Genomic DNA, 7,144 nt, shown 5'->3' with positions numbered 1-7,144 from the left:
AGCCCCTCGACTCGCGCAGGCCCGCCGCCATCGTCCGCAGGTAGGCGGCGGACGGCGCGGCGACATCGCGTTCGTGGTCGGCGGCGAGCGTGACCAGCGGGATGCCGCGCCGAGCCCCGACGCGGACCAGCGTGCGGTAGCGGCCCGGCCCCAGGTGCAGCCGCCCGGTCGACGGATGCATCCGGTCGAGGTCGAGGCCGTCCTCGACCGGGGTCCGCGTCTCCTGCGCGACCACGTCGGCGAGCTGGCCCACCGTGAGCAGGTAGGCCCGCCCCGCGACGCTGCCGCGGACGTGCGGGTCGTACGTCGCCATCCCGCCGCCCCACACCCGGGAACGGCCGCCGAAGTAGACCGCGCCCGGAAGGTCGACGGGTGCGTCCGCCGCCGGCTCCGTGCGATCCCGGCAGCCGACGTAGGTCCGCGCCCCGCCCTCCGGACGCCCGCCTGCGACGTAGCAGCGGAAGCGCGCGGAGCTCAGGTTCGAGCCGTAGGCGACGTACCAGACGCGATCCACGGTCCCTCCCCGGCGCACGCGGCGCCTCGGGTCCTCATTGTGCGCGGCACGGCCGGGGCCCGCAAGGCCGGCGGTCAGCGCGCCGGGTCGTCGTCGCGCTCGCGCTCGTACTCGGCGATGTCGCGGCCGAGGTCGTCGCGGATGAGGAGGTCGCGGCGCAGCGCGTCGGAGCGGTACGAGGCGCGGCCCAGCATGTGCGCGGTCATCGGCTGGGTGAGCAGCTGGAACGTCATGATGAGCACGACCGTCGACACGACGCCCCAGCTCGGCACGCGCAGCACGATCGCGAGGAGCACGACGGCGAGGCCGAGCACCTGCGGCTTCGTCGCGGCGTGCAGCCGGCTGAGCACGTCGGGGAAGCGAAGCGCGCCGATGCCCGCCGCCATCGACAGGAAGCCGCTGAGGAGGATGATGGCGCCCACGCCCAGTTCGACGGCGCTCACGATCGGTCCTCCTTCCCGATGAACCGCGCGATCGCGATCGACCCCACGATGGCGAAGAGCGCGAGCACGAGCAGCACGACCAGCGTGTCGGTGTGCCGGTTGATCGCCATCTCGGCCGCGAGGCCGCACATCGCGATCGCGAGCAGCACGTCGGTCGCGAGGGCCCGGTCGAGCGTCGTCGGCCCGCGGATGATCCGCACGAGCGCGGCGATCGCTCCGACGCCGAACATGACTCCGGCGGCGACGCCCATCACGGCGAGCGGGCTCATGCGTCCTCCTCCCGGTCCGGTATCTCGACGGGCTGGGTCTCGGACTGCGGCCGCCCCTGCGACTTCCGCTGCCGGCGGGCCTCGCGGACGGCCGCGGCCTGCTCCCGCGTGCCGATCGCGAGCACGATCCGCTCCTCGGTCGCGAGCACGTGCGCCGTGGCCTTCTCGAGGTCGGCCTCGCTGCGCGTGGCGAACGCGTGCAGGTAGAGCAGGCCGCGCTCGCGGTCGATGTCGACGACGACCGTGCCGGGGACGACCGTGATCGCCTCGGCCGTGAGGGTCGTCACCAGGTCGGAGCGCGTGAGGAGCTGCACCGCGATGATCGCGTTCATCGGCTGCCAGCCGGGCTGCACGGCCCGGGCGGCGACCTGGATCGACGCGACCGTGACGTCGTACATCATGATGAAGCCGAGGAGCAGCCCGCGCCACGGGTTGAACCGCCCGCTGAGGAGCACCGGCGGCAGGTACAGCGTGCGCGTCACGACGATCGCGAGGATCACGCCGGTGGTCACGGTGAGCACGTCGACGTGGTCCCAGAGGAACAGCCACAGCGCGACCAGCACCGCGAGCAGGGGCAGCTGGCGCCACACCACCTGCCAACGGGTGAGGTCCTCGCGGCGCGGCGGGGGCGGGGCGGCGGCACCCCGGTCGGCCGCGACCGGCTCGCGAGCGGCATCCGTCATCGCACACCCCCCGGGAAGACGATCGAGACGTACACGCTCGCATCGCGCAGGTTCTCGGCGGCCCGACCCGACAGCTCGAAGAGCGGCCCGGCGAACACCGTGAGCGCGATGGTCAACGTGACGAGCGCGGCCGTCGCCGCGAGCATGAGGACCGGGGTGGTGCGCGTGGCCACGACCGTGGCGCCGGCGGGCGCCTCCTGCACCGAGTCGATGATCCGGGAGCGATAGCCCTCGAGCTCGGACTTCGGGCGCCAGAACGCGAGGTTCCAGAACCGCGCCAGGGCGTACAGCGTCACGAGCGAGGTCGCCGCTCCGATCGCGACCACGGTCCAGATGAGCCACGCGGGGCCGGGCGAGGACGTGCCGAGCGTCTCGGTCGAGGTCGTCCCGCCCGCGGCATCCGCCCCGGCGACGAAGAGGCCGACCTTGCCGAGGAAGCCCGAGAACGGCGGGATGCCGCCGAGGTTCATCGCCGGGACGAAGAACAGGACGGCGAGCATCGGCGACGCGCGCCGCAGCCCGCCGAGGCGGGTGATCGACGTCGACCCGCCGAACCGCTCGATGAGCCCGGTCGTGAGGAAGAGCGTCGTCTGCACGGTGATGTGGTGGATGACGTAGTAGATCGTCGCCGCGAGGCCGACGATGCTCGCGAGCCCGATGCCGAAGATCATGTAGCCGATGTGGCTCACGAGCGTGAACGACAGCAGGCGCTTGATGTCGGCCTGCGTGAGCGCACCCAGGATGCCGATGGCGAGCGTCAACCCGCCGATCACGAGGAACAGCGTCGACAGGTCGGACTCCGGGAAGAGCACCGTCTCGGTGCGGATGATGGCGTAGACGCCGACCTTGGTGAGCAGGCCGGCGAACACCGCCGTGACCGGTGCGGGCGCGGTCGGGTACGAGTCGGGCAGCCAGAACGACAGCGGGAACACGGCCGCCTTGATGCCGAACGCGATCAGCAGGAGCAGGTGCAGGATGAGCTGCACGTCCTGCGGCAGCTCGGCGAGGCGCACCGACAGCTGCGCGATGTTCGCGGTGCCGGTCGCGCCGTACACGAGCGCGATCGCGCTGAGGAAGAACAGCGACGACACGAGGCTCACGATGATGTACGTCACGCCCGCACGGATGCGCTCGCCCGTTCCGCCGAGCGTCAGGAGCACGTAGCTCGCCGAGAGCAGGATCTCGAAGCCGACGTAGAGGTTGAAGAGGTCGCCGGCGATGAACGCGTTGAACACGCCAGCCGACAGGATCAGGTAGGTCGGGTGGAAGATCGACACCGGCGTCTCGCGGTGCTGGTCGGCGATGCCCTGGCCGACGGCGTAGACGAGGACGCCGAGCAGCATCAGCGCGGAGATGATGATCATGATGGCCGACAGGCGGTCGACGACGAGCACGATGCCGAACGGCGGCGGCCACGCCCCGACCGCGACCGAGATGCCCGAGCCCGACGCGTCGACCTGCGCGAGCAGCACCGCCGCGATCACCGCGACGGCGGCGAGGACCAGGGTGCTCACCGCCATCTGGGTGCGCAGGCGGCGGCCGAGCATGAGCGCGACCGCCGCGCCGAGCAGCGGCAGCAGCACCATCAGGGGCACGAGCGCGTCGGTCATCCGCGGCCCCCGTCCTCGTCACTCGCCTCGAGCACCGCCTGCACCGCGCGGTCGTCCTCCTCGGAGCTCCGGTAGAGGTCCGCCGTCTCCTCGGCGTCCTCGGCCATCTCGTCCTCGTCGACGATGAGGTCGCCGCGCTCGCCGAGCTGCGCGAGCCACCAGCTGCGGTAGATGAGCGCGAGCATGAACGCGGTGATGCCGAGGTTGATCACGATCGCGGTGAGGACGAACGCCTGGGGGAGCGGGTCGGAGATCGCGTCGGGGTCGACGCCCTCGCCGAGGATCGGCGCCAGCCCGGGCGCCCCGGCCATGGTGAACATGAACAGGTTCACGCCGTTGCCGACGAGCAGGAACCCGATCAGCACCCGCGTGAGGCTCCGCTCGAGCATGACGGTGATGCCCGTGCCGAAGAGCACGGCGGCCACGATGACGAGCGTCAGCGATGCGGTCATGCGCCCACCCCCGCCGGGTCGGCCGGGACGGCGTCGGGGCCGGCCTCGTCGAGCTGCCGGTCGATCTCGGCGCCCAGCGTCCGGAGGATGTCGAGGACCAGCCCGACCACGACCAGGTAGACGCCGATGTCGAAGAGCGTCGAGGTCCCGATCGAGAGCGTGCCGAGCACCGGCACCTCGGTCTCGAACCAGCTCGACTCGAACACGGTCAGGCCGAAGACGAGCGAGGATGCCGCGGTGCCCGCCGCCACGAGGAGCCCCGTGCCGAGCAGCAGGCCCGCATCCAGCGGGGCGGCCTCGCCGAGTTCGTAGCGTCCGCCGGCGAGGTAGCGCGCGACCAGCGCGAGCCCGGCGACGAGGCCGCCGGCGAATCCGCCGCCGGGGGCGTTGTGGCCGACGAACAGGAGGAACACCGAGACGACGATCGCCGGATGGAAGAGCAGGCGGACGAGCACCTCGATGAGGATCGAGCGGTTGCGCGGCGAGATCGTGCGGCCCGCGAGGAGCCACGTCTGGCGCGTCGCGGCGGCCTCGGACGCGGCATCCGTCTCGTTCTCGACGTCGGCGAGGCGCCGACGCGCCGAGCGCATGCTGTCGGCCTGCTCCGGCACCGGCCGGAAGCGACTCCGCCGGTCGACGCGGTCGAGGCGGGGCGCGCCGCCCTGGCGTCCGGAGACGAAGATCAGGCTCGCGACACCCGTCGCCACGGCGACCAGCACCGAGATCTCGCCGAGCGTGTCCCAGGCGCGGATGTCGACGAGCAGCGCGTTCACGAGGTTCTTCGCGTGCGCCTCCTCCGCGAGCGGGGGCAGCCCCTCGGCGATCGTCGGCTCCCTCCGCGCCCCGAGTGCGACGACGCCGACGACGGCCATGACGATCCCGGCGAGCGCGCCGAGCGCGATGCGCAGCGGCGCCCGCACGACCGCGCGGCGGTCGGTCACCCGTCGGGGGAGACGGCGGAGCACGAGGACCACGACCACGATCGTGATCGTCTCGACGAGCGCCTGCGTGAGCGCGAGGTCGGGAGCGCCCGCCATGCCGAAGACCAGCACCATGCCGTAGCCCGTCGCGCCGACGAGGAGCACGGCCGTCAGGCGCTGCTGCACGACGACCGCGGCCGAGGCGGCGAGGATCATCGTGAACCCGATGAGGGGCTGCGCCCAGCCGTCGGCGAGGCGGATGCGGTCGGGCCAGACGCCGTTCGCCGCGGCCGCGCCGCCGAGCCCGAGGATCAGCACGGCGACGATGATCGCCAGGTATCCGGGCAGGCCGCCCGACTGGATCACGGTCGTCACGCGCGCCGCCCCGCGGTCGACCGAGCCGATGATCCGGAGGTAGCCGCGCTCGGCGTCGATGGCGTCGGGCAGGCCGGCCTGCGCGCGGGCGACGGCCTCGCGCTTCCAGACGAGCAGTGCGCCGACGCCGAACACCAGTGCCGAGATCGCGAGCGCGGGCTCGAGGCCGTGCCAGAGGCCGAGGTGGTACTCGGTCGGCCCGGGCAGGGCCGCCGCGTAGGCGTCGAGCAGCGGCTCGACGAGCGGGACGGCGAACGCGGTCGCGAGGGAGGTCGCCGCGAGGACGCCCGGAGCGAACGACATCATCGCGGGCTCGTGGTGCAGCGGCGTCGGCTCGGCGTCGCGCCTCGATCCGAACGCGCCCCACACGAAGCGCGCGCTGTAGGCGAACGTGAGCATCGAGCCCAGCACGGCCGCCGTGAGCGCGACCCACGCCCAGGTCGCATCGGGCCCGCCGGCGGAGCCCGCCTCGAGCTGCGCCGTGAACACGGCCTCCTTCGCCACGAACCCGAGCAGGGGCGGCAGGCCCGCCATCGACGCGGCCGCGATCGTCGCGAAGGCCGCGAGCCACGGCATCCGTCGTGCGAGCCCCGACAGCCTGCGCTTGTCGCGCGTGCCCGCGGCGTGGTCGACGATGCCGACCGTGAGGAAGAGCGCGGCCTTGAACAGGGCGTGCGCGAGCAGCAGCGCGGTGCCCGCGAGCGCCGCGTCGCGAGTGCCCTGGCCGACGACGAGGATCAGGAACCCGAGCTGGCTCACCGTGCCGTAGGCGAGGAGCAGCTTGAGGTCGGCCTGCCGGAGCGCGCGCCATCCGCCGACCAGCATCGTGAACCCGCCGATGCCGATGACGATCGGATGCCACACCGCGAGCTCCGCGTACCCCGGCGCGAGCACCGCGACGAGGTACACGCCCGCCTTCACCATCGCGGCGGCGTGGAGGTAGGCGGACACCGGGGTCGGCGCCGCCATCGCCGCGGGGAGCCAGAAGTGGAACGGCACGAGCGCGCTCTTCGAGACGGCGCCGACGAGGACCAGCGCGATGCCGACCTCGGCCGCCGCGCCGGTGACCGGATCGGCGACGAGCTCGGCGAGGGAGGTCGTGCCGCCCGCGACCGTGAGCAGGACGAGGCCGACGAGCATCGCGAGTCCGCCGAACGTCGTGACCGTCAGGGCCTGCAGCGCGGCGCCGCGGGACTCGCGCTTCGTCGCGTCGTGCCCGATCAGCAGGTAGGAGAGCACGCTCGTGGCCTCCCAGAACGTGAAGAGCACGAACACGTCGTCGGAGGTGACCAGCCCGAGCATGACGCCCGCGAAGCCGAGCAGGAGGGCCGCGAAGCGGCCGAGCGACGGTTCGTCGTCGCGGAAGTACCACGTGCAGTAGAGCAGCACGAGCGCGCCGATGCCGGTGACGATCAGTGCGAGCAGCAGCGACAGCGGGTCGAGCCGGAACGAGAGCGCGATGTCGAGCGACGGGATCCACTCGATGCGCTCGGTCATGACCTCGCCGCCCGAGACGGCCGGCACGAGCGTCAGCAGCCAGGCGAACACGATCGCCGGCACGAGCGCGATGATCGGGAAGACGCGACGGCCCAGGGGCCCTGCGGCGAACGGCGTGACGAGGGCCACGGCGGCGAACGCCACCAGGGAGAGGATCATCCGTACTCCCCCCGAACGCGCGCCGACCGTCCGAACAGTCTAGGCGAGGCGCGGCGGGAGGACCGGGTGCGGCACCCGCCTGGGCCGCGTCGGCCGGATGACCCGGCACGGCCGGGCTGCGAGGATGGCCCCATGCCGATCCTCATCGATCCGATCGACCTCGCCGCCCGGCTCGACGCGGAGCGCGGGGCGCCGGCCGGGGCGCCGCTGACGCGCGTGCTC

7 protein-coding genes are annotated in these 7,144 nt (G+C 72.8%); all 7 read right to left on the bottom strand.

Annotated features, from left to right (window positions below; genetic code table 11):
* The coding region (locus ESO86_RS08610) for a histone deacetylase (protein ID WP_129234528.1) at positions 1–514 on the bottom strand (514 nt) is incomplete at its 3' end.
* 74 nt (positions 515–588) lie between these two features.
* The gene (gene mnhG, locus ESO86_RS08605) at positions 589–957 is read right to left on the bottom strand and encodes a monovalent cation/H(+) antiporter subunit G (protein ID WP_242492287.1); all 369 of its coding nucleotides are present in this window, start codon (positions 955–957) and stop codon (positions 589–591) included.
* On the bottom strand, positions 954–1,226 hold the full coding sequence (locus ESO86_RS08600) for an MrpF/PhaF family protein (protein WP_129234527.1): 273 nt from the start codon (positions 1,224–1,226) through the stop codon (positions 954–956). Before ESO86_RS08600 ends, mnhG begins: the two co-directional genes overlap by 4 nt.
* Positions 1,223–1,909 (bottom strand): Na+/H+ antiporter subunit E, encoded by a 687-nt coding sequence (locus ESO86_RS08595; protein ID WP_129234526.1) that lies wholly within the window; start codon positions 1,907–1,909, stop codon positions 1,223–1,225. The genes ESO86_RS08600 and ESO86_RS08595 overlap by 4 nt, the downstream gene beginning before the upstream one ends.
* Positions 1,906–3,519 carry a Na+/H+ antiporter subunit D gene (locus tag ESO86_RS08590; protein WP_129234525.1) on the bottom strand — a complete coding sequence of 538 codons (1,614 nt, stop codon included), beginning with the start codon at positions 3,517–3,519 and terminating at the stop codon, positions 1,906–1,908. Before ESO86_RS08590 ends, ESO86_RS08595 begins: the two co-directional genes overlap by 4 nt.
* Positions 3,516–3,971 (bottom strand): NADH-quinone oxidoreductase subunit K, encoded by a 456-nt coding sequence (locus tag ESO86_RS20070; protein ID WP_129234524.1) that lies wholly within the window; start codon positions 3,969–3,971, stop codon positions 3,516–3,518. Before ESO86_RS20070 ends, ESO86_RS08590 begins: the two co-directional genes overlap by 4 nt.
* Positions 3,968–6,922 carry a Na+/H+ antiporter subunit A gene (locus ESO86_RS08580; RefSeq protein WP_129234523.1) on the bottom strand — a complete coding sequence of 985 codons (2,955 nt, stop codon included), beginning with the start codon at positions 6,920–6,922 and terminating at the stop codon, positions 3,968–3,970. Before ESO86_RS08580 ends, ESO86_RS20070 begins: the two co-directional genes overlap by 4 nt.
* Between the last annotated feature and the right edge of the window lie 222 nt (positions 6,923–7,144).

It is taken from the genome of Agromyces binzhouensis, assembly GCF_004135055.1.
Taxonomy (GTDB): Bacteria; Actinomycetota; Actinomycetes; order Actinomycetales; family Microbacteriaceae; genus Agromyces; species Agromyces binzhouensis.
The sequence above is the reverse complement of the archived record's forward strand: the minus strand, read 5'-3'. Positions and strand labels throughout refer to the sequence as shown.